30 protein-coding genes are annotated in these 19,749 nt (G+C 73.1%); 28 read left to right on the top strand and 2 right to left on the bottom strand.

Going from position 1 to position 19,749, the window contains the following annotated elements:
* Window positions 1-84 precede the first annotated feature (84 nt).
* The 3 genes from ACN27G_RS06210 (at window position 85) to ACN27G_RS06200 (ending at window position 1,806) form a co-directional block, all read left to right on the top strand.
* Complete coding sequence (locus ACN27G_RS06210; protein WP_421491807.1) at window positions 85-729, top strand: TetR/AcrR family transcriptional regulator; 645 nt, start codon at window positions 85-87, stop codon at window positions 727-729.
* 406 nt (window positions 730-1,135) lie between these two features.
* A complete protein-coding gene (locus ACN27G_RS06205; RefSeq protein ID WP_421497256.1) occupies window positions 1,136-1,396 on the top strand; it encodes a type II toxin-antitoxin system VapB family antitoxin in 261 nt (86 codons plus the stop codon).
* Window positions 1,396-1,806 carry a hypothetical protein gene (locus ACN27G_RS06200; RefSeq protein WP_421491806.1) on the top strand — a complete coding sequence of 137 codons (411 nt, stop codon included), beginning with the start codon at window positions 1,396-1,398 and terminating at the stop codon, window positions 1,804-1,806. The genes ACN27G_RS06205 and ACN27G_RS06200 overlap by 1 nt, the downstream gene beginning before the upstream one ends.
* A 508-nt stretch (window positions 1,807-2,314) precedes the next feature.
* On the opposite strand, the gene ACN27G_RS06195 is transcribed toward ACN27G_RS06200, so the two are convergent.
* Both ACN27G_RS06195 and ACN27G_RS06190 read right to left on the bottom strand, forming a co-directional pair.
* On the bottom strand, window positions 2,315-3,445 hold the full coding sequence (locus ACN27G_RS06195; protein ID WP_421491805.1) for a tyrosine-type recombinase/integrase: 1,131 nt from the start codon (window positions 3,443-3,445) through the stop codon (window positions 2,315-2,317).
* A complete protein-coding gene (locus tag ACN27G_RS06190) occupies window positions 3,445-3,894 on the bottom strand; it encodes a helix-turn-helix domain-containing protein (RefSeq protein WP_421491804.1) in 450 nt (149 codons plus the stop codon). Before ACN27G_RS06190 ends, ACN27G_RS06195 begins: the two co-directional genes overlap by 1 nt.
* Window positions 3,895-4,125: 231 nt before the next feature.
* On the opposite strand from ACN27G_RS06190, the gene ACN27G_RS06185 reads away from it, so the two are divergent.
* From ACN27G_RS06185 to ACN27G_RS06065, 25 genes are all read left to right on the top strand, one after another.
* On the top strand, window positions 4,126-4,383 hold the full coding sequence (locus ACN27G_RS06185; RefSeq protein ID WP_421491803.1) for a helix-turn-helix domain-containing protein: 258 nt from the start codon (window positions 4,126-4,128) through the stop codon (window positions 4,381-4,383).
* Window positions 4,383-4,565: a helix-turn-helix domain-containing protein gene (locus ACN27G_RS06180; RefSeq protein ID WP_421491802.1), complete on the top strand. Its 183-nt coding sequence runs from the start codon at window positions 4,383-4,385 to the stop codon at window positions 4,563-4,565. Before ACN27G_RS06185 ends, ACN27G_RS06180 begins: the two co-directional genes overlap by 1 nt.
* Before the next feature lie 119 nt (window positions 4,566-4,684).
* Window positions 4,685-6,595, top strand: coding sequence for a glycosyltransferase (locus ACN27G_RS06175; protein ID WP_421491801.1), 1,911 nt, complete (start codon window positions 4,685-4,687; stop codon window positions 6,593-6,595).
* A gap of 73 nt (window positions 6,596-6,668) precedes the next feature.
* Window positions 6,669-6,854: a hypothetical protein gene (locus ACN27G_RS06170; RefSeq protein ID WP_421491800.1), complete on the top strand. Its 186-nt coding sequence runs from the start codon at window positions 6,669-6,671 to the stop codon at window positions 6,852-6,854.
* Entirely contained in the window at window positions 6,851-7,339 is a 489-nt protein-coding gene (locus ACN27G_RS06165) for a hypothetical protein (protein WP_421491799.1), read from the top strand. The genes ACN27G_RS06170 and ACN27G_RS06165 overlap by 4 nt, the downstream gene beginning before the upstream one ends.
* Complete coding sequence (locus ACN27G_RS06160) at window positions 7,339-7,554, top strand: hypothetical protein (RefSeq protein ID WP_421491798.1); 216 nt, start codon at window positions 7,339-7,341, stop codon at window positions 7,552-7,554. Before ACN27G_RS06165 ends, ACN27G_RS06160 begins: the two co-directional genes overlap by 1 nt.
* Window positions 7,547-8,038 carry a hypothetical protein gene (locus tag ACN27G_RS06155; protein WP_421491797.1) on the top strand — a complete coding sequence of 164 codons (492 nt, stop codon included), beginning with the start codon at window positions 7,547-7,549 and terminating at the stop codon, window positions 8,036-8,038. The genes ACN27G_RS06160 and ACN27G_RS06155 overlap by 8 nt, the downstream gene beginning before the upstream one ends.
* Window positions 8,035-8,424: a hypothetical protein gene (locus tag ACN27G_RS06150; RefSeq protein ID WP_421491796.1), complete on the top strand. Its 390-nt coding sequence runs from the start codon at window positions 8,035-8,037 to the stop codon at window positions 8,422-8,424. The genes ACN27G_RS06155 and ACN27G_RS06150 overlap by 4 nt, the downstream gene beginning before the upstream one ends.
* Before the next feature lies 1 nt (window position 8,425).
* The gene (locus ACN27G_RS06145) at window positions 8,426-9,523 is read left to right on the top strand and encodes a hypothetical protein (RefSeq protein ID WP_421491795.1); all 1,098 of its coding nucleotides are present in this window, start codon (window positions 8,426-8,428) and stop codon (window positions 9,521-9,523) included.
* Window positions 9,516-10,010 (top strand): hypothetical protein, encoded by a 495-nt coding sequence (locus tag ACN27G_RS06140; protein ID WP_421491794.1) that lies wholly within the window; start codon window positions 9,516-9,518, stop codon window positions 10,008-10,010. Before ACN27G_RS06145 ends, ACN27G_RS06140 begins: the two co-directional genes overlap by 8 nt.
* The gene (locus ACN27G_RS06135) at window positions 10,007-10,261 is read left to right on the top strand and encodes a hypothetical protein (protein WP_421491793.1); all 255 of its coding nucleotides are present in this window, start codon (window positions 10,007-10,009) and stop codon (window positions 10,259-10,261) included. Before ACN27G_RS06140 ends, ACN27G_RS06135 begins: the two co-directional genes overlap by 4 nt.
* The gene (locus tag ACN27G_RS06130) at window positions 10,254-12,335 is read left to right on the top strand and encodes a hypothetical protein (protein ID WP_421491792.1); all 2,082 of its coding nucleotides are present in this window, start codon (window positions 10,254-10,256) and stop codon (window positions 12,333-12,335) included. Before ACN27G_RS06135 ends, ACN27G_RS06130 begins: the two co-directional genes overlap by 8 nt.
* On the top strand, window positions 12,335-13,093 hold the full coding sequence (locus ACN27G_RS06125; RefSeq protein WP_421491791.1) for a hypothetical protein: 759 nt from the start codon (window positions 12,335-12,337) through the stop codon (window positions 13,091-13,093). The genes ACN27G_RS06130 and ACN27G_RS06125 overlap by 1 nt, the downstream gene beginning before the upstream one ends.
* Window positions 13,083-13,346 (top strand): hypothetical protein, encoded by a 264-nt coding sequence (locus tag ACN27G_RS06120; RefSeq protein ID WP_421491790.1) that lies wholly within the window; start codon window positions 13,083-13,085, stop codon window positions 13,344-13,346. Before ACN27G_RS06125 ends, ACN27G_RS06120 begins: the two co-directional genes overlap by 11 nt.
* Window positions 13,343-13,525 carry a hypothetical protein gene (locus tag ACN27G_RS06115; protein ID WP_421491789.1) on the top strand — a complete coding sequence of 61 codons (183 nt, stop codon included), beginning with the start codon at window positions 13,343-13,345 and terminating at the stop codon, window positions 13,523-13,525. Before ACN27G_RS06120 ends, ACN27G_RS06115 begins: the two co-directional genes overlap by 4 nt.
* The gene (locus tag ACN27G_RS06110; RefSeq protein ID WP_421491788.1) at window positions 13,522-13,773 is read left to right on the top strand and encodes a hypothetical protein; all 252 of its coding nucleotides are present in this window, start codon (window positions 13,522-13,524) and stop codon (window positions 13,771-13,773) included. Before ACN27G_RS06115 ends, ACN27G_RS06110 begins: the two co-directional genes overlap by 4 nt.
* On the top strand, window positions 13,773-14,174 hold the full coding sequence (locus tag ACN27G_RS06105; RefSeq protein ID WP_421491787.1) for a hypothetical protein: 402 nt from the start codon (window positions 13,773-13,775) through the stop codon (window positions 14,172-14,174). Before ACN27G_RS06110 ends, ACN27G_RS06105 begins: the two co-directional genes overlap by 1 nt.
* Window positions 14,171-14,497: a hypothetical protein gene (locus tag ACN27G_RS06100; protein WP_421491786.1), complete on the top strand. Its 327-nt coding sequence runs from the start codon at window positions 14,171-14,173 to the stop codon at window positions 14,495-14,497. The genes ACN27G_RS06105 and ACN27G_RS06100 overlap by 4 nt, the downstream gene beginning before the upstream one ends.
* Window positions 14,494-15,135, top strand: coding sequence for a hypothetical protein (locus tag ACN27G_RS06095; protein WP_421491785.1), 642 nt, complete (start codon window positions 14,494-14,496; stop codon window positions 15,133-15,135). The genes ACN27G_RS06100 and ACN27G_RS06095 overlap by 4 nt, the downstream gene beginning before the upstream one ends.
* Window positions 15,132-15,482: a hypothetical protein gene (locus ACN27G_RS06090; protein ID WP_421491784.1), complete on the top strand. Its 351-nt coding sequence runs from the start codon at window positions 15,132-15,134 to the stop codon at window positions 15,480-15,482. The genes ACN27G_RS06095 and ACN27G_RS06090 overlap by 4 nt, the downstream gene beginning before the upstream one ends.
* Window positions 15,479-15,652: a hypothetical protein gene (locus ACN27G_RS06085; protein WP_421491783.1), complete on the top strand. Its 174-nt coding sequence runs from the start codon at window positions 15,479-15,481 to the stop codon at window positions 15,650-15,652. Before ACN27G_RS06090 ends, ACN27G_RS06085 begins: the two co-directional genes overlap by 4 nt.
* 114 nt (window positions 15,653-15,766) lie before the next feature.
* Window positions 15,767-16,984, top strand: coding sequence for a hypothetical protein (locus ACN27G_RS06080; protein ID WP_421491782.1), 1,218 nt, complete (start codon window positions 15,767-15,769; stop codon window positions 16,982-16,984).
* A 45-nt stretch (window positions 16,985-17,029) separates the two neighbouring features.
* Complete coding sequence (locus tag ACN27G_RS06075; RefSeq protein WP_421491781.1) at window positions 17,030-17,902, top strand: hypothetical protein; 873 nt, start codon at window positions 17,030-17,032, stop codon at window positions 17,900-17,902.
* Window positions 17,902-18,510 carry a hypothetical protein gene (locus ACN27G_RS06070; protein WP_421491780.1) on the top strand — a complete coding sequence of 203 codons (609 nt, stop codon included), beginning with the start codon at window positions 17,902-17,904 and terminating at the stop codon, window positions 18,508-18,510. The genes ACN27G_RS06075 and ACN27G_RS06070 overlap by 1 nt, the downstream gene beginning before the upstream one ends.
* Before the next feature lie 904 nt (window positions 18,511-19,414).
* On the top strand, window positions 19,415-19,723 hold the full coding sequence (locus tag ACN27G_RS06065) for a hypothetical protein (protein WP_421491779.1): 309 nt from the start codon (window positions 19,415-19,417) through the stop codon (window positions 19,721-19,723).
* The last annotated feature ends 26 nt before the right edge of the window (window positions 19,724-19,749 follow it).

Genomic DNA, 19,749 nt, shown 5'->3' with positions numbered 1-19,749 from the left:
ACTTGCGTTCACTGAACTTATATTCAGTGAAATTATGTTCGATATGATCGCGGCAGGCAACTCGTTAGGCGGAAGGAACACCCCGTGCCCGGCGACAAGGCGCCCACCGAGACGAACACCCGCAAGGCCAAAGCGGTCCAGACCCGGCTCGCGCTCCTGGACGCCGCCCGGCGACTGTTCGCCGAACGCGGCTACCTCAACACCAAGATCACAGACATCACGGCCGCGGCCGGGCGCGCCACTGGTTCCTTCTACGAGCACTTCCCCGACAAGGAGCAGTTGCTCCTGGCACTGCTCGCCGACCTGGCAAACGCCGCCGACCAGCACCTCGCCGCTCGGGACCACCCGAAAGACCACGATCTCACCGACCGTGAACAGTTGCGCGACCACGTTGGCATCGCCTGGACGGTGATGCGCGCCCACCACCCAGTCAGCATCGCGCTGTTCCAGGCGATGGTGGCCGCCGACCCAGCCTCCAGCCGGGTATGGAACGACATCACTAGCCGAACCACCACGCTGCACGACCACCTGGAGTACCTGCGGGACCGGGGCCACCCGCTGCCCGGCGACCCGCACCTGATCGCCGCGGCCATCGGCGCGCTGCTCGCCACACTGAACTACGCCATACCACCAACCGGCGGACCGTCCGACGACGATGTCATCGACACACTCACCGACCTGCTGCTATACGGGCTCACCGGGCCTCGCACCGCGGGCCAAGAAGGGTGAGCGCCCAGCCGACATGCCGGGCGGGCACTTCCGCACTATCCGAGCCGGCTGGTGCTGGTGGCGTGGTGGCGAGCAACACCGCGTGGCCAGCGCAGCACACCTTCGAGGGCTATGCGAACCCAGCCAAAAACGCGGCCTGACCAGCGGATCCACCGCCTGCGCAGGCCGCGTCTGGGTACGCGTTTTGAGTGGACCATACGTGGCAGAACAAGAACCGCGTTTTCCCAGTTCAGGGACCATCTGTGACGATCACGGCAGTCCGCCCCCGCGCCAGATCGACCAGATCGACCAGATCGCGAGCATCCACCCGAGCCAGTAACGCACAGTAACCAGCCCGAGGCAAACCTGATCCTTGCCAGCCAGACGACCGTACCCGACCGACAGCACGACACTTGCTATGGTGGTGATGTACAAGCGCTTTGTACATCACCCACAGGAGCTCGCGATGACAGTTACCCAAATTGATCTTGACGACGACGCGCTTGCCGAGGCGATGCGCCTGTCTGGCGCGCGGAGCAAGAAGGAGACGGTGAACCTTGCCCTGCGGGAGTATGCGGCTCGTCATCGCCGCATCGCCGCGCTAGATCACTATGCCACTACGGCTCAGACCTGGGACTACGAGGGCTGGCAGGACATGCGCGCGGCCAACAAGGCACCCGCCGCGTGATGCGCTATCTTGCCGACTCGTCGGCCCTGTGGCGACTGCTACGCGACCCCGATGTGCGGGCCGGCTGGTCCGACATGATCTCTGACCACGCGATCGGATCATGTCAGCCCCAGCGCACCGAGTTTCGCCGCTCGGCTCGCAATCTTGACGAATACGAGCAGATGACCGCGATGTTCGCCGATCTGTATCCTGACGTTTCAGTACCAAAATCGGCGTGGCAGTGGGTCGAGTCTGCGCAGTACCGACTGTTACGCGCCGGGGCACATCGAGCACTGTCCTGCGTAGACTTGCTGATCTGCGCTTGCGCGGCCATCCGCGGGCTGGTGATCCTGCACGACGACAACGATTTCGTGGCCACCGCGCGACACCTTCCAGACTTGGCCGAGCGACGAGTCCACTCACTCTCCTGAACTCACCCCAACCCGCCACACACCCAGACCGGACACGGATCCGGAGCAGCACTTCCGGGGCGCGCTCACACGGACGCGGGCGGCGGACCAGACACCACCTGGCCGAACCAGGGAGCGCACGTCAGGCCGGTGAACGCCGAGCTCGCTGCGCGTCGGGTCCCTGAAGCTCCCGGATCGTACGCTGACATCAGTGGCGACCAGGCCTCAGCCGGCCCCGCAACAGCGCCCGAAGCCCCGGCGGTGCGCACTCACCACTCTGTGCGAACCACCCACAAACGCGGCCTGACCAGCGAATTCACCGCCAGCGCAGGTCGCGCTTGGGTACGCATTTCGAGTGGGCGATACTGGGTTTGAACCAGTGACCTCTTCCGTGTCAAGGAACTTCCGGCACTTGCGCTGACCTCCCGTGATCTGCGACTCGCCGATCTGACCTGCCCGAATAGCGGACCGCTCAGGACGGCAAGGGACAACAAAAGTCAAGATCATAACTCACGAGGAACACACGAGATCAACTCGACCGCGCCCGTTTCAATGCCTGCCGCGCAGCGTCGAACCGGGTCTCCCCCGAGTGCGTGTACCGCTGGGCGGACCGCAGGTCCTTGTGCCCCATCAGCGCCATCCGGTCGTGCGGCGCCATGCCGGCGTCGGCCAGCCGGGTGCCGTACGTGTGCCGGCAGTCGTGCGGCGTCGGCAACGGCAGGTCGATCAGCGGCTCCCACTCCCCCGTCGGCTTGCCGTCCCCATCGACGATCGGCACCCGCAGCGCGACGTTCCACAGCCGCCGTAGCCAGGTCGGGTAGAGCATCGGCCCGCCCTTCGGCGCGGTGTAGATCAACCCGCCGGGTTTCGTCGCTAGCACCACCGGCTTTAGCCGGGCGAGGTAGGCGTCGCCGATCGGCGCTGCGCGGAACGCCACGTCGTGCCGGGACCTGGCGCCCTTCGGGTAGTCACGGATCGTGCCGTCGCGCTCCATCACCGGACCGATGTCGATCAGCCCGTGCCGTAGGTTGACCGCTTCGCGCCGCACGGCGGCGACCTCTTCCCAGCGCGCTCCGGTCTCGAGCATCCCCTCGACGAACAGGCGGGCGTCCCGCCGTTCGGGGAACAGCTCGTCGAGCCGGTCCAGGATCATGGTCTCTTCGTGCGGCAGGATCACGCGGTCGTCGTGCTTCGGCGGCATCGGCGGACGCACTCGGCGGGCTGGGTTGGCGCGGATCCAGCCGGCGTCGACGGCGAGCTCCATCGCGGCCTTGAGCACGTTCAGCGCGGCGATGATGGTCCAGCCGCCGACCTTGTCCTCTTCGAGCTCGTTCACCCACGTCTGGACGTCTGGTTTCAGGACGGCGCCGCACTGCACCTTGCCCCACCTGGGCTCGACCCAGACCCGCCAGTGCGACCGGTCGCGCTTGCGGCTGGCCATCTCGATCCGGCGGGACGGCTCGAACTGCTCCCATGCCTGCCCGACCGTCTTGCGCGCGAGCTGCGGGTCAAGGAACTCGCCGCGCCGGATCGACGACTCCAGGTCGCCGGCCCAGTCTTCGATGACGCCGCGCAGCGGATCGGACTCGGTGCGCCGGCCGGCTGGCGTGTAGACGGTGGCCGCCCAGACTCCCGACGGGAGTTGCCGGATCCAGGCCATCAGCCGGCCCGCTCGAGCATGAACCGAAGAGTCTCCATCCTCCGCTCCTTGTCAAGGCGCCGCTGCTGCTCGATCCGCGCTTCGTCCTGCCGGCGGAGCTCCTCGAGACGATGCAGCATGATCGCCTTCATTCGCGGGCTGGCCCGAGACGCCATGATCAATTCGCGCTCTTCGTCCGGCTCTCGCCGTTCTTCCACTGCCGGCGTTGGCGCGACCGGCACCAGGCCAGCCGCCATCAGGACCTCGTCGACGTCGAGTTGGAACAGCTTGGCGATCGCCTCGGGCATCACCGGCGACTCCGGCTTCTGCTTGCCGGTTTCCCATCGCCAGACCGTGGACGGGTCGACGCCAAGCCGCTGCGCGAGTGCCGGCCCACGTAAGCCGCTGGCGCGCATCAGGCCTCTGATGTAGGCCGCCCAGACCTGCCGGGGGTCGTCGTCGCTGCGCACAGGCAAACGGTAGGTGATCGGGTGCAGCATTACCGCAGGTCGGGAGGGTTGCGGCGACTTGACATTGCGGAAACGCAATGCGCGGATCCGGTGCGTGAATCTGCGCGCTGGCCTGCCTATGGTCCGTTGCATAAACGCAACGGTAGGCCGTTCGGTCCGCCATAAAAATCAGCCGTTCGGTTGATGCTCTTGCGGTAGCGCAATCTACCGCCGCCATGCCACCCTCATTGCGTGACCGCAAGATCCCACCCCCGGAAACACGCAACGGACGCAATGCCCGCGATCCGGCTGAACACCGAGCTGTTCGACCGCCGGTGCAAGGAGCTGGACATCACCAGCGAGATCGACAAGGCGCGCATCGGAGGTGTCGACACCAGCACCCTCTGGCGGTTCCGGAGGGGCGAGATCGGTCCCCGGCTGGAGGTTGCCCGCCGATTCGCCCGCGCGCTGGGCGTCAGCACCGATGATCTCTGGCCGGACGTGGCGTGATGGCGGACCGACTCCTCACGCTCGCCGAGGCCGCCGCGCGGCTCTCCGTCTCGACGAAGACCGTGCGTCGGCTCGTCTACGCCCGCAAGCTCCGCGGCCGTCCGCGCGGGCTCGGGAAGCAACGTCCGGGGCTCGGCATCCCTGAGTCGTCGCTCGACGCGTACATCCGCGGCCCCAAGTGAGCAAGCCGCCGCCGAAGCCTGCCCAACCGCCGAGCCGGCCGGCTCCGCCGCCAGACCGACCGGCAGCCCCGATCACTCCTCCCCCGCCGTCCGGACCGAAAAGCACGGAGGTGACCGCAATGTTCCGCACGCCGGTGACACGGCGCCGGCCGGTGCCGTTGCGGTGGCACCTGCTGGTCGTGGTCGGTGGGGTGCTGCTGCTGTGGTCGGCGGTGGTCGGGGTGCCGGTGCTGATGGTCGACCTGGTCGCGGACACGACCTGGACGTGGGACGCGATCTGGGCGCACGAGCTGCTGCCCGCGCTGCTCGCCGCCGGCCTGGCGCCGTTGTACCTGCTCGTCTCGTTCCTGATGCCCCGGCCGGCGCGTGGTGCTTCCCCGCTGCGTGACCGGCCGGTCGGGGCACGCCTGCTGCCCGCGCTCGCAGAGCGGGCGGCGGGCGTGCCCTTCCTCATCCCATCCATCCCTTCCCGTTTGGAGAGTGTTCGTGTCTGGTGGTTCTCTGCCGCGTACCGGTGGCGGCGCCGTGGTGTTGGCGGTGCCGGGTGCCGGGGTGGCGTACAGCCTGCCGCTGCCGCTGGTGTTGGCGATCGTGGCGGCCGGGCTGATCGTCGCCGGCGCGGTGCTGATCAAGCTGACGTTCCGACGTCGGCGGCCGGTCGGCGCGCCATGACGGCGCGGCTGGCTCCGCGCCGGGTCCTGGCCGCGGCGGCGGTGGTGCTCGCCGCCGCCGCGGTCTGGGCCGCGCATCACGCCATCGCGACGGCTGGTCTGCTGACCGGCGCGGGTGGCCACCGCTACACGGTGGTGTACGCGGTCATGTTCGGGCTGCTGTGCTGGCAGCTGGGGCTGGCGTATCTGGAGACGCCGGCGACGGCGACCAGGCGCAAGCAGCGTCGGCTCGACGCGCTGCGGGTCGTGGCGATCGTCCCGGCGTACAACGAGGACACCGCGGCGCTGCGGGCGTGTCTGGCCAGCATGATCGGCCAGTCGAGGCGGCCGCAGGAGATCCACGTCGTCGACGACGGGTCGACGACGACGGACTACCCGGATGTGCGGCGCTGGTTCACCGCGGCGTGCCTCGCCGCCGGTATCGCTCCGATGTGGACTCGGGTGCGCAACGGTGGGAAGCGGCACGCGCAGGCGGTCGCGGTCCGGGCGACGCCGGAGGCGGACGTCTACTGGACGTGCGACTCCGACAGCGTGTCGGATCCGGAGGCGCTGCACCAGCTGCTGCTGCCGTTCGGTGACCAGCGGGTGCAGTCGGTCGCCGGTGTGGTCCTGGCCGCCAACGTCCGGTCGTCGTTCCTGACCCGGTTCACCGATCTGTGGTTCGTCGTCGGGCAGTTGACCGACCGGTCCTCGCTGTCGGCGCTGGGCAGTGTGTGGGTCAACTCCGGGCCGATCGCCGTGTACCGGGCGGCGGTGGTGCGGGACAACCTCGACGGCTACCTGTCGGAGACGTTTTTCGGCCGGTCGGTGCCGTTCTCCGACGACTCGCTGCTGACCCTGTACGCGATGCTGCGCGGCCGGACGGTGCAGCAGCCGACCGCGTACGCGTACTCGCTGATGCCGGAGTCGATGTCGCACCACTGGCGGCAGTTCGAGCGGTGGATGCGCGGCAGCTTCATCCGCTCGTGGTGGCGGGTGCGGTACCTGGCGGTGGGCCGGCCGGTGTGGTGGCTGCACCTGCTGCGGTGGATCACCACCGTGACCGCGCTGGTCGTGGTCGTCGACGTCGCGGTCATCCGGCCGATCGTGTCGCCGTCGTGGGAGACGGCCGCGTGGCTGGCGGCGGTGCCGGTGATCGTCGGCTACGCGCAGTGCCTGCGCTACATGGTGGTCCGCCGGTCCGACCAGTCCACCGGCTACCAGTGGGCGACCTGGGCGCTCGCCCCGGTCGCGGTGGTGTGGTCGATGACCGTCCTGCGGGCCTGCCGCTGGTGGGCCGTCGCGACGGTGCTCCGGTCCGGCTGGGGCACCCGGTCGGCCGGTGTCGAGGTCGCTCTCCGCCCCATCCCCACCACATGATCCGGGCCCCTTGCTGGCGGCAACCGGCGAGGGGCCCGACACCAACCCCATCCATCGGAAGGAGCTGATCAAGGTGACAAGCCCGCAGCGTACCGGATCGGCGATCGTGCCGCCGGCGGCCCTGGTGGCCGAGTTCCCGGCCGAGCTCGGCGGCCTGGTCGACGACGTCGACCGGTCGGGCCCGGTGTGGCCGGCGCCGGTCCCCGGCCCGGGCGCGGTCGAGGTCGAGGACCTGCTCGCGGACGGAGTCCCGGCATGATCCATCGTTTCCGGGTCCTGCTCGGCTGGCTGCTGTCCTACACCGCCGCGGACCGGTGCACCCTGGCCGCGTGCCGCCGCTGTCTGCGGGCGGGCCGTGACCGCGTGGTGCAGCGCCGGCTGTGGCACCTGGCGCACCGGCGCCGGCTGATCGGCCACAGCGTCTCCATCGCCGTGTGCGTCGCCGTCTACGCCGTGCTGGCGGCCGGCGCGGCGGCGGCGGGTCTGCCGGCCTGGCCGGCCGCGTTCGCGATCTCCGGCGTGACCCTGGCCCTGATCTGGTGCTGGCCGACCCGCTGGCTGACCGGGCAGGCCCGGACCGTCACCCTGTCAGCCCGCCGGCTGGATCCGGACACCCCGATCGCCTCGCTGCCCGACGACTCCGCCGGCGAGCCGCACCGGCCGGTCCCCGACTGCTGCGTCGACTGCAACACCGAGCTCGCGCTTGACGCCGAGCGGCCCGCGCACCGTGGCGGGAGGCCGTGATGGAGCTGACCGCGTTGCAGGCCGTGCTGCTGGCCCTGCCGGTGCTGGTGTCCACGGCGGTGGCCGTGCTGGGTGTCGCCGTCTACCTGGGCCGGATCCGGCCGCCGGCGGCGTGGACGCCGGGCCCGGACGACGTCGCCCCGGCCGGCGGGCCCACCTACGACGACGTGTGGGCGCCCTACTACCGCGCCGAGGGGAGCGGATCCCATGTCTGAGCTGTCTGAGCTGCTGCTGTGGCTGCTGATGGTGGCGTTCGGTGTCGGGCTGCTCGTGACGCCTGCCGTGGCGATGCGGCCGGTCGGCCGGCACGAACGGCGGCAGGTCGACGCGCGTCGTACGGCGGACGAGCAGGTGTCGGGGCTGCGGCCGGCCGCGGGTGAGCCGCACACGCTCGCGGCCGGCACCGTCTACGGCACCGCGCGCTGGGTCGATCCGGCCGAGCTGGCCGCCGCCGAGCAGGAGGTACCTCCCGGGCCGGTCGGGCCGGTGGTGGGGCGGGTGGCGACGGAGCCGTGTGAGGAGACCCCGGAGCCGGTCTACCGGGGCCGGCACGGCGCGCCCGACGACGTCGACGAGCCGCCGCCGGATCCGCCAGCGGATCCGGCCGCAGGACCGGAGCCGCGGTCGACGGCGGCCGGTGTCAACCCGTGGTTCGCCGCGCACCTGGCGGCGCACGTGGCCGGCTGGAGGCTGTCGTGATCCCCCGCCCGCCGGCCAACGCCGTGGTGCCGCCGCGCCGGCCGCTGACGGTCGCCGACCTGGAGCCGGTGCGTACCGCCGGGCCGCCGGTGTGGGTGCCGTGGAACGGGCGGTGGAAGCGCGGGACCGTGATCGCTGTCGGGTCCCGCCGGGTCCGGGTCCGGTTCACCGTCGGCCCGCGTTCCGAGATCAAGCAGCGCTGGTTCACGGTCGGCGCGCACCGGCAGCCGGACAAGGCGATCTACGACGGCCGGCTCACCCCGCCGGTCACCGACCGGTGTCCCGACTGCGGCCGGACGCTGCACGGCCGGCCGGGGCAGCCCGTCGACGAGGTCCGCGGCGACCACGTCGGCGACCCCTGGGCCTGCCGTCCGGAGGTGGGCTGAGATGGGCCGCCGTACGACCGGGCCGCTGGGTCTGCCGCTGTTCCGGACCGGCGAGATCCCCGACGGGCTGGCGACCGTGACGCAGCTGCGGTTGCAGCGGCGCCGGCCCGCGCCGGGCCAGCGTCCGGCCGCCGAGCTGCTCTACTACGGCAACTCCTACACCGAGCTGTGGACGGTCGCGGAGACGGAGCAGTTGCCGGCGCTGTCGCCTGGGCAGCAGACCGCCTACGACGCGGCCCGCCGGTGCGCCCGCTGCGGCGAGCAGCGCGATCAGCCGGTCCCCCGCGACCATCTGTCCGGTCGGCGGGTCTGCGCGCCGTGTGGTGAGGCCGAGGCGGAGATGTCGTGGTGGGTGTGGCGGCACCAGGCCCGGGCGGCCGCCGTCGCGTGGGCCGCCGGCGTGCTGGCCGACCCGCACGCGGTGCTGGTCCACGAGCGTGGCGTCGGGCACCTGCTGTTCGGCGCGTTCGCGCTCGTGCCGGCGACCGGGCAGGTCCTCCTGGACGCGCCCCGGATCCGGTACAACGACCGCGACTACGCGGCCAGCACGATGCGGCCGGAGAGCTGGAACGACCCGCGGGGCACTGTCGGGATCGTCGACATCGCCGACCAGGTGCGATCCCTGGCCGGCCGCCGGCTGATCGTCTGGACCGGATCGTTTACCGGGCGCGGCCTCGGCAGCCTGATCTGGAACATGCGGTGGGAGCTGGGCGAGGACCTGGAGTCCGCGCTGACGCCGGCCGACCGGCCGCACCGGTGGGTGCCCGGCGTCACCGGTGACGAGCTCGGCGACTGGTACGCGGACTGGCTCAGCGTCCGCCGGCCCGCCGGGTCCTGGCGCTACGGCCGCGACGTGCAGGCCGTGCCGCTCCCAGACCAGCCGGACGGGCCGGGCGGCGCCGTCGCGCACATGCTGACGCTGCTGCGGTGCATGGCCGTCGACGACCACCCGGCCGGCCCGCCGACGTGTCCCGGGCTGCGGCCCGGCGGCCGGGAGGTGTGCGGCGCCGGCGGCCCGCTGGTCGACGGGCTGTGCCGGTCCTGCCAGGGGCCGCTGCGGGCCGTGGCCGCGACAGCGGCGGGGTACGACCGTGGCTGACGAGCCGATGCTGCTGCGCGTGCCCGGTGAGACCCGCGACGTCCTCGCCGGTGACGTCCTGGTCGACGAGCTCGCGGACGTGATCGCGGGCGCGATGCTTCTGCCGCGGCCGCCGGCTGTCGTGACGAGGCAGGCGGCGGTGCTCGCCGCGCGGCGGGTCCTCGGCCGGCTGGTCGCCCGGTGCGCGGTCGAGGAGCTGCCCAATCTGGACCGGTCGCCGGCGCTGGCGCTGATCGCCGGCGAGCGGCTGCGTCACCTCCGCAAGGGGTATGGCGCGGTCCACGACGACGGCCAGCACCCCGACGGCGAGTTGACCCGGATGGCGATCTGGTACGCCGACGACGAACTGTCCGCGATGGACTGGCCCGGCGACCTGGTCGGCCCGTCGCTGCCGCGCCGGCAGGGCCAGGTCGGTGACCTGGTCCGCGCCGGATCGCTGCTCGCCGCCGCGATCGACCAGCTGGGCCGCAAGGGCTGGCCGCTGTGACCGGCCAGCCCGACCAGCAGGAGCCGGTGCTCTGCATCGACTGTGACCGGCCGGTGCACACCCCGCAGGCCCGGGCCCGGCGGATCGGCGCCAAGTGCTGGCGCCGCCGCCGGGCGGAGGACCGCAAGCGCGAGGCAGCGATGGCGCCGACGCTGCCGACCATGCCGATGCCTCGTCGAGCGGCGCAATCCGGCGAGGCCCTGTTCAACCACCCGCACGAGCACCAGGAGGAGGTGCGGACCGATGGCTGACACCATCCTGGAGCTGCCGGCGCTGGCGCCGGCCGAGCCGGCCGGGCCGCTGACCGAGGCGGACCTGGCTGCGCTGGCCGACGCCGAGGAGACGATCGCCGGCGGACTCCAGACGTACATCGCGGTGGGTATGGCGCTGGGTCGGATCCGGGACGGCATGCTGTACCGCGACACCCACAAGTCCTTTGAGGACTACGTCCGGTCGCGCTGGCGGATCAGCAGGTCCTACGCCTACAGCCTGATGCTCGCCTCCGGGACGGTGTCCGCAATTGCGGACGCCGGACTGCCCACCCCGCCGAACGAGGCCCAGGCCAGAGAGCTGGCCCGGCTGGCGGAGGCGGACCGGGTCGACGTGTGGCGGACGGTGCTGGAGCGCACCGGCGGGCTGCCGACCGCGGCCGCGATCCGCGACGTCGTGGCCGACCGGGTCAGCGCCGAGCGTGGCGAGGTGTGGGCCGCGGCGAAGCGTCTCGCCGGCGGCGCCGCGCCGACCGCCGAGCAGATCCGGCAGGCCCGCGCCGACCGCGCGGCCGCCACCACAGTCTCCCCGCCGGACCGGGACCGGAGTTCACCATCGGACTCACCCGCGGTCGCTACGACCGGTCCGGCGGGGCCCGTCCCGCACACCGCGCACCCCGACCTGACACCGCCGCCGGCGGCCGCCGGGCCGGCGCCGGGTGAGCGGGTGTGGATGTCCACCGGCCGGCGGGGTCTGGACGCGCACCGGATCCCGTCCGCCGGCGCCACGTCGACCGCGTGCCGGCGGAGCCTGGCGTACGGAATGACCCTGCTCGCCAGCAAGGCCCGGGAGAAGTACGAAGCGCGCCCGTGCAAGACCTGCTGGCCGCCGGCCGCCGTCGAGGAGCGGACCGGCACGTGCGGCCGGTGCGGCACCGAGGCGGAGCTGCCGGAGCTCGTCGACGTCGACGGCGTGCGGCAGTGCGCGCCGTGCCGGGTCCGCCCGCCTGACGACTACGTGAGCGTGCACGTCACGTGCGGCACCCTGCTGCCCGGCGACTACATCGCGGACCAGACCGTTGACGCGCCGCGCTGGGAGCTGCTGCACCACATCGACCTGATGCCGGACCACCGGTCCCGGGTGCGGGTGTGGGGTACCGACCCGGTCGAGATGATCGCGCCGCCCGAGGACGCCGATCGGCCGGTGGAGGTGTTCCGGGCACCGGGTCGTACCACGGCGTCCGGCGGGGTGGCGGCGTGCGCGCGCTGCCGCAACCTGGTGCCGGTCGTGGTCACCTGCAACGACCGGTGCCCGGCCTGCGTCGCGCCGGCCGATCACCTGCAGGCGCTGCGCGAGAACCCTGCGGGCGCAGCGGACGGGATGGTGCCCGGTCCGGAGCAGGAGCTGCCGGCAGCCCGGGTCCGCCCCGGTGACCTGGTGTGGGTCGGCCCGGCCGCCGGCTGGGAACCGGCTACCAGCGTGGAGATCCTGCCGGAGCCGGACACCCCGGGCGGCTGGACCGTCGTGGCCCGCACGACCAGCCGGCTCGGCGGCACCTACGCGTGGGACTGGCCGTGGGACGAGCCGATCCTGATCCGCCGGCCGGTGCCCGGCACCGCCGAGCCGGCCGACATCACCCCGCCCGCGCCGGCGCCGGCCGTCGACGAGCCCGCCGCCGCGCCGGTGCCGGCGGCCGCCGGGCCGGCGCCCGTCGACGAGCCGCCGGCCCGGCCGCCGCGGCCGCCGTTGACGGTGGAGCAGATCGGCCGGCTCCGGGCCGCGTACGCGCACGCCCGGGCGCACGGGTGGCGGCATCCCGCCTACGGCGACCTGTCGCACCTGGCCCGGGACTACGTCCCGGCGCGTGCCGCCCGCGGCCCGGACGGTGACCGGGTCGCCCGGGTGGCGGTCACCTGGGACGCCGAGGGCCAGCAGATCGAGATCTGGTACCGAGGCGGGCAGGAGAACGAGCTCCTGTATGACATCGCGCTCCGGGTCGCCGACGTCGACCAGGGCTTGGACGTGCTGTGCGCGCTGGGTCTGCTCCCGGTCGCGCAGTCCAGCGCGTACCTGGCCGGGCTGGCCGCCGCCGCCGGCGGATCGGCGGGTGTGTGATGGGCGCGAGCAACAGCCGGTCGGCGGTCAACATCGTGGCCGACGGCACCCTGCGCCGGCAGGTGTATGGCCTCTACGCCGGCGGCGCCGAGGTGAGGGACATCGTCGAGGAGACCGGGCTGCGGCAAGACCAGGTCGCCGACCTGCTCCAGATCGTCGGCTACGACCGCGGCCGCGCGTCCAAGGCCTGCCGTGACTGGGACGCCGTGCACGGGCCGCCGCGGCGGGCCGGCCGGATGGAGGTCGCCGCGGTCCGGGCCGCCGTCCGCGCCGAGCTGGAGCCGCTCTCCGCCGACCTACGCAAGGCGGTGACAGCGGTGACGACGAACCGGCCCGTCCCGCAGCCGCCGGCGGCGGGCCCGGACGTCGGCGAGATCCTCCCGACGCTCCGCGCGGTGGCGGCCGCCGTCGACCAGCTCGCGGCCACACCTGCGCCGGTCACGTCCGACCGGGACGGGGAGATCCTGGCGGCGGTCCGGGCCGTCCAGGAGGCCGTCCAGACGCTCGCCGACCGTCCCCCGGCCCCGGACCGGTATCCGGCGGCGCCGGGCGGTGTCGTGGCCTGCTACGGCCGCTATTGGTGCCCCGGCTGCGGCAGCCGGTACGTCGACGACGGAGAGCACGAGTGCGGGCCGCTGGTGCCGGTCACCGTCACGATCACCGTCGCCGTCGATGTCGACTCCCCCGCGCCCGGCGGGCCGCCGCCCCGCTGCCCGATTCCGACCCGGTGCCAGGGTGCTGGTCACGATGGCCCGTGAGCCCGTGCCGCCGCACGGCTACGCCGACCCAGGCCCGGACGAGCCGGCCGACCACGCCGGCCGGCGACCCTGCGCGGCGTGCGGGCTGATGGGGCAGCCGGGCGACGGTCGGCATCCGGTCGACGGCCGGCCGCTCGCCGAGGTCCGCGCCGCCGCCCGGGCGGCCCGGCCGGCGAGGCGGGCCGTCGACGCGGTGTGGCGTGACGCGGCCCGGGCGCGGGACGCGGCGATCCTCGGCGAGCGTGACCAGTGAGCCCCGACGACCCGGGCCAGCTGCTGGCCGAGCGGTACGGGCCTGTCGACGACATCGCCCGGGAGCAGGAGGTGCCGGCCCGGCCGCCGCCGGTGCGGCCGGACACCGACCGGGACCGGGCCCAGCGACGCCGAGACCTGGAAGACGCCCTCCGCCACGGTCCGGACGGCGACCAGTGAGCGCCGACGAGCAGCCGGGCCTGGTCCCGGACGGGCGGCCGGCGGCGGGCCCGCCGGCGTGGGTGCATCTGGACTGGTCCCGGCCGCCGTACCGGTGGGACCAGCAGGCGCGGCCGTGCCGGCTCTGCGGCAAGGGCGCGCACATGCGCGACGAGCACGGCCGGCCCTGCCACAAGGTGTGCGCGGAGCAGGCCGCGACAACGCGGGCGGCCCGGGCGGCCGACCGCTACCAGCAAAGGACGATGTGATGGAACAGAAGTACGAGGTGGGCGAGCGGATCACCGCGCTGATCCGGGACGCGCGGGTCGAGGAGGCCGACGACAGCGGCCGGCTGGTGCTGACATACGGCGGCAACTGGCGGGCCGTCGTCCACACCGGCTCCGGGCAGGTCGGCATCACCAGGATGACGCCGGCCGACGGCGTCCCGCAGCCGGGCGAGCTGTGGCGCGATCAGGCCGGACAGCTGTGGTTCGCCCGGGGCACCGCCGATCGCGTGCTGCTGATCGGCGCGGACGCGAAGACCCAGCACCCCGGCATGACCGCCATGGACTGGCAGTCCGTGCATCGCGGCGACACCGGCCCGATCCGGCGCATCTGGCGCGACGACGTGCCCGCGGACCTGCCGGTCGGGGACGTCGACCAGCTGTGAAGGGCCGCGACCTGGCCAGGCTGCGCGGCGACCTGCGGGCCCGGCAACTGGCCGACCCCGAGGCCGCGACGCGGCGGGCGCACCGCGGCGCCGACCTGTGCCGGGCTGCCCTGCGCGGCGAGCAGCTGCCCGACGAGCAGCTGCCCGACGAGCCGGCCGTCCCGGCCGCGCCGCCGGCGCCGCCGCCGCGAATGGAGTGGGTGTCCTGCGCCCGCTGCTACGCGCCCCACGAAGGGCTGCCGAACACGCTCTGCCCGGCCTGCTCGGCGCCGCAGGCGCAGGCCTTGGACGACCTCGTGACAGGAGGAGGTACCGACGCATGACGAAGATCGACCCGGCTCGGGTCCTCGCCGTGCTGGCCGTGATGGGCTGGCCCGACGACCGCGGCAACGACTACCGCGACGAGCAGGCGGTGATGCCTGCCGAGGCTCACTATCGGCTCGCCGAGGAGATCGTCCAGGCCGTCGACAAGGCCACGCCGGCCGACACCGGACTGCGCGACGCGCACGCCCGCGGGTACGCCGACGCGGTCGCCGTGCTGCGGGACGACGAGCGCTACGAGCGGTGGTGGACCGCCCGGGAGTACCCACCGGATGCCCAGTACTGGCGCGCCGGGGCGCGTGGGCATCTGGCCGACTACCTGAGGATCGTCGGGCCCGACGGCGTCGACGTGAGCAAGCCGACCACCCGGCCGGCCGGTCCGGCCGAGGTCGATCCTCTGGGCCTGCGTGACCGTCTGGCCGCTGTCGCCGAGCCCGATCGGGGCGAGGTCACCACGGCGAGCGGACAGAGCCGGAGCCGCTTGTCTCGTGAGGAGCTGATCGCCCTTGCCAGGCCCGGCCACGACCAGGCGTGCCACTGCGACCCGAAGTACGTCATGAGCTGTCCGCAGATGACGGCCGCGATCTTGGCCCTGGCGAGGTCGGAGCGACCGAACGCCACCGAGGAGACCCGACCGTGAGCCGGCCCAGCGACCCGAGCGCATTCGTCAATCCGACGAGCCTGCACCCCGGCGCGGGCCGTCCTCTGGTGGACCCGGACCTGGGCTACGCATGCAAGTACCGTTACCGCCGTTTCACCCCGGCGGTCTATCCCGCTACGGGGCCAGGGACGCCATGGCGCCCGAGGAAGCGGATCGACCTGCCGATGAAGGAGCTCGCCGCCCGGTACGAGGCTGGCGCGCGCATCGTGGACCTCGCCGCCGCGTACGGGGTCTCTACCCAGACCATCCGGAGTCGGCTCCACGGCGCCGGCGTCACCGTCCGGCCGCCCGGCCACGGCCGCCGGCAGTCGGGAGCGTCGTCGTGACGGCTGAGGAGGAGACCCGGCGCGCCATCGAGGAGGGCCGGCCCGGCTACGTCCGCCATCCGGTCGAGCACGCCGACCCGCCGCGGTTCAGCACGGAGTTCATGGTCCACCACTGGCTACGCCGGCCGCGCCGGCGGGAGGAGCCTCCGCCGGACCCGGTGCCGCCGTAGCGGCGTGGCGCCGTGACCGACCTGCACAACCGGGGCGCGGCCACCTCGACAGGGGTGGCCGCGCCCATGCACATCCGGGGGTACATCGATGTTGATCATTTCGGCGGTGGCTGAGTGACATGGCTCAAGTCGTCAGACAACGCCAACCAGAACCCTCGCATCCTGGCCCCGCTGGCGTGGCAGCGGGAACCGGAAGACGATCTTGACGGGTGGGATCTGCGGCTGCCCGCGATCGCCGGCCTGGCCTGGCTGTGCGCCACCTACTCGGCCGGGCAGGAGACCGACTACGTCGTGCCGGACGGCACGGTGGCGCTCTACGGCGGGCCGCGGTGGCAGCGGCTGGCCGAGTGGGTGGCCCGGGCCGGCATCTGGACCCGGGTCGACGGCGGGTGGCTGCTCGCCGACGACAGCGAGTACCTGTTCCACATCATCCTCAAGGCCGAGCGGGAGTGGGAGCGGCAGCGGAAGAACGACAACGGCAACCCCGTGTTGACCGTACCGGTCCGGCTGCGTGACGGTGACGCGTGCCGCTACTGCGGCCGGATCGTCAACTGGGGCGCCCGTACGGGCGGTCTGGCCGGCACCTACGACCACCTGACCCCGGGCCGCCCGGCCCGGGGCCCTGACGACCTGGTCGTCGCCTGCGCGCAGGACAACGGCCGGCGGGGCAAGGACCCGCACCCCGAGCGGTGGCGGACGCTGCCCGCCCCGGCGCAGCCCTACTACGGCGAGATCACCGTGGCGCACCTGGCCAAGCATGGCTACGAGGTGCCGCTGTCCGGCCCGCGACCGGCACCGCTGCCGGGCGGGCCCCGCATTGACCCCCCGCGATCCGACGACCAGCCGGACACCGCGACCGCAGTACCCGGGCGACCCGGCAGCCAGCCGGACACCGCCGCCAGCGACCCGGCAGCCAGCCGGACCACGCCACCTCCGCACCGGGCGGCAGCCAGCCGTCCGGACCCAGGCGCGACCCCGACTCCGGGGCACCGCGCCACCACGGGCGCGACTCCGCCACGGGCGGGACACCGCGCCACGGCTGCGACCCCGCCGGCGGCGGGACCCCGCGCCGACCACACCACCAAACAAGATCAACAACCTGTCCCGGCCGGAGCCGGCCGGGAACCGGCCGGCCCGGCAGGACCCAAGCCTCCGAAAGCCAGGGCCCCGGGTCGGGTCGGGACGGGCCGGGACGGGGCGGGTCGGGCGCCCACCCCCACCCCGGCCCAGACGAACCGCAAGAGATCCAGGAGAGGGCGCCGGGGCAGACCACCTCCCCCGGCACCCGATCCAGCCCAGCAACCATCCAACCCATCCAAGGAGCAGCCATGACCCAGACCACACCCCCGGCCACCGACGGCCCGCAGAGGGGGGACCTTGGCTGACCAGGCACCGACGCGCGGGCCGGCGACCGTGCACGCGGTGCGGGACCTGGTCGACCGACTACGGGAGTCGATCGGCTGGCTGTGGCTGCTGGTGGTGCCCGGTCCGGAGCGGCGGCCGGGCCGGGCCGTCGACGAGGACCGGGCCGAGTTGCTGGAGGCCTGGGCCTGGCAGGCGAGGGCGTACCGGGACGCGGCGCTGCGGGAGGGCCGCGGGGCTCTGACGGCGGCGGCCGCGCCGGCCCGGCTCGACGTCGTCGACGCGCAGCAGGTGGTGCACCGGCTCGTCAGCCGGGCCGTGGCCCGGGTCGCCCGGGCCCGTGGCTCCTGCTACGTCGGCGACCGGTCGGACGTGGCCGGCGCGGTCGCCGACGCGCTGGACTGGCTGACGGTCGGCGGACCGGGGCGCCCGTGGGTCGTCGAGCCCGACGGCACCGTGTGGCGGGCCGGCGTGGTCGACGAGCTGCACGACAACCGCGACGCATGGGTCCTCGCCGACGTGGCCCGGCTGCTGCGCGGGGCGGACGTGGTGGCCCGGTCGGCGGCCGGTGTGGTCGGCGAGCAGGTGCGGCCGGTCGAGCACCGGTGTCCGGCGTGTGGCCACCGGTCGCTGCAGTTGCACCACGACGGCCCGACCCGGGGGTGGACGGTGACGTGCGTCCGCCGGTCATGCGTGTGCGTCGGGGCCGGCTGCGGCTGCCTCCGGCGGTTGAAGCGGGAGGGGCTGCCGCACGTGTGGACCCGGTCGGAGCTGTCCGGGGCGTACGGTCTGGCGGCGGCGGTCGACCGGGCGCGGCTGGCCGGCCGCCGCCGGGTCGGCTCGGGCGCGGCGGGGCACGGCGGCTGGTCCGATCGGCGGCGCCGGTGATGACCGGGGTGGTGGTCGTCGACGGCGAGCAGTGGTGGACGACCGGCTACGCCGTGGCGCAGCTGCGGGTGGACCGCAACCGGCTGGCCGACTGGGTCCGCCGGTCGAAGGCGGCCGGGCACACCAGCCCGGCCGAGTCGTGCCAGCGGTGCGCCGCCGGCGACGCCCGGTTCCCCCACGTGGACCCGCCGCTGCGGCGTGGGCCGACGTACGGTTATCGCGCCGAGCAGCTGCTGGAGGCCGAGGCAAAGACCGGGATGTCGACGCTGGGCGGCCGGGCCCGCGACGTCCCCGAGCCGTCTGGAGGGGAGAGAGGCATGAAGGGCTACAACGGGTCAGTGCGGATCAACGGCTGCGATGCTGATGCCGACTTCGCGGTTGAGGCCGAGGTGGTCCGGCTGGGCGACGAGGTGTACGGCGGAGCCCGGTCGTGGGGTGGCGTCATACGGCTAGCGGATCCGAATCAGCTGCCACGGGTGCTCGGCCCGTCGGAGCGGCGTGGGATCACCCTGCCGGACGGCGCCAAGGGTGTGGTGCTGGTGACGTCGGCGGGCAGTGATGGCCGGCTCGACGTCGCCGGCGAAGGGCCGCCGCCGTGGCGTGTTTGACAAGATCGGCTTGGGCATCGCATCGTATGTGCAGCGGTAGGAGTCTGTCTGATGCCGAGCAGGGCACGACGACGATGCACGACCCCGGGTTGTCGGGGCGAGCCGCGGCCAGGGTCGGGCAAGTGCCAGGGCTGTGCGGGCCGGCGGCAGCGGGGTACCGACCAGCGGCGGGGGTCTGCGGCCGAGCGTGGCTACGGCGCCGGGCACCGCGACCGCTTCCGCACCGGGGTGCTGGCCAGGGATCTGGTGTGCGTGCTGTGTCAGGTGCGGCCGTCGGTGGTCGCGGATCACTGGCCGATGGGTCGACGGCAGCTGGTGGCTGCCGGGCTCGACCCGAACGATCCGGATCATGGTCGCGGACTGTGCGACCCGTGCGACCGGACAGACAAGTCCGAACGCCAGCCTGGTGGTTGGCACAAGACGCCCAACAAGTGATCAGGTTCGTGGCGGGGTGACTGGTGTTCGTACCCAACGGGCACCACCTGGTGGACCACACCGCTGGGTGCGCGGGAGGGTTGTGGGCGCCCCGCGCGGTCACCCTGCTACGAGCCGCGTCCCCGTTGGAAGGTGCCGACCGTGACCACGTCTGAGGTGCGGAGGTGTCCCGCCTGTCATGAACCGGTGACTGGTGGGGAGATTGAGGTCGTGGCTGAACATGCCGACTCTGCTGGCTGGCGAGTGATTGACAGCGCCGTCTGGGTCTACCGGCCGTGCGGACACGGGGTGACGCGTCAGGTAACCGCCGAGTCATGATGGTCAATGCCTTAAGGGTAGGGCGGGTCAAATCTCTACAGGTCACGGCCGGTTGACCCCGCGCTCAGGCAGCTTTTCGCGCTGACGCATTTTCGCACTTGCCGTATCCGGGACTGATCGACCGACGACGATACCTCGGGGGGTGGTGGGCATGACGGAGCGTTACGTCCGGCCGTACGTGGGCCCCGAGAGCACTGAGCACCGGGGCGTGTGCCTGTACGCGCCGAACCCGGGCGAGAGCATCTGCGCCGTCGACGCGACCCGGCACGTCCTGGTCGACAGCCCGACGTACGGCCCGGTCGGGCTGGCCTCGTGCGGCGACCACGTGGCGATCGCCCGGGCGACCGGGCGGGTCCTCGGGGAGCACCCGTTCGCCGGCGTCTGCGGGCTGCCGTCGACGCGCTGGAGCACCGAGGGCTGCGACCTGGACGCCAGCGGCGTGGAGCCCGGCCGTGGGTAGGCGTGGGAAGCCGCCGGCGCCGACCA

Origin of the sequence: Plantactinospora sp. WMMB334, from assembly GCF_049179095.1 — a bacterium.
Taxonomy (GTDB): domain Bacteria; phylum Actinomycetota; class Actinomycetes; order Mycobacteriales; family Micromonosporaceae; genus Plantactinospora.
Note: the sequence above shows the minus strand (reverse complement) of the source record. Positions and strands in the feature narration are given on the sequence as shown.